Source organism: Acinetobacter sp. 129952, assembly GCF_056642055.1.
In genome coordinates this window covers 1-879 of sequence record NZ_JBWVSU010000036.1, presented here as the reverse complement: position 1 = coordinate 879, position 879 = coordinate 1, and the positions used below count along the sequence as shown (strand labels likewise).

The 879-nt window shown below is 44.4% G+C and carries 1 rRNA gene; it reads left to right on the top strand.

Annotation, left to right across the window (positions count from 1 at the left end):
- Positions 1-345: 345 nt before the first annotated feature.
- Positions 346-879: ribosomal RNA gene (locus AC1IR0_RS15605) — 23S ribosomal RNA — on the top strand; the annotation flags it as partial.

Sequence of the window (879 nt, the reverse complement as noted above, 5' to 3'; positions counted from 1 at the left end):
TAAGCGATCAAGTGTTTAGATCCTAGAGATTAACAAGTACAAGCGTTATGATACGCGGACTTGATAATCTCTGTGATTTATCACAGTTTCCTGACCTGACGAAGGCTGGAAAAATCATTAACAGAATATATTTGAGTTGAAATAATTTGTTCAAACTCGTTTCAAGTAGGCAACTACAAGAAATGAGTTCTAGCGAAATTAACTGAATCAAGCGTTTTGGTATATGAATCTAATTGAAGCTGTACAGTAGTTAAATCTACGAAACGCCAACTGTATGAGTAAGTCGCAAGACGAACTCTGTTGCTTATCCTACTTGTAAGGATAAACGACTGTTTGGGGTTGTATAGTCAAGTAATTAAGTGCATGTGGTGGATGCCTTGGCAGTCAGAGGCGATGAAAGACGTGATAGCCTGCGAAAAGCTCCGGGGAGGCGGCAAATATCCTGTGATCCGGAGATGTCTGAATGGGGAAACCCACTTACCATAAGGTAGGTATTGCAACATGAATACATAGTGTTGCAAGGCGAACGAGGGGAAGTGAAACATCTCAGTACCCTTAGGAAAAGAAATCAATTGAGATTCCCTCAGTAGCGGCGAGCGAAAGGGGAAGAGCCCATTAAGTCATATAAGTTCTAGTGGAACGCTCTGGGAAGTGCGACCGTAGACGGTGATAGTCCTGTACACGAAAGGGCTTATATGATGATGTCGAGTAGGGCGAGGCACGTGAAACCTTGTCTGAATATGGGGGGACCATCCTCCAAGGCTAAATACTCCTGACTGACCGATAGTGAACCAGTACCGTGAGGGAAAGGCGAAAAGAACCCCTGTGAGGGGAGTGAAATAGATCCTGAAACCGCATGCATACAAGCAGTGGGAGCCG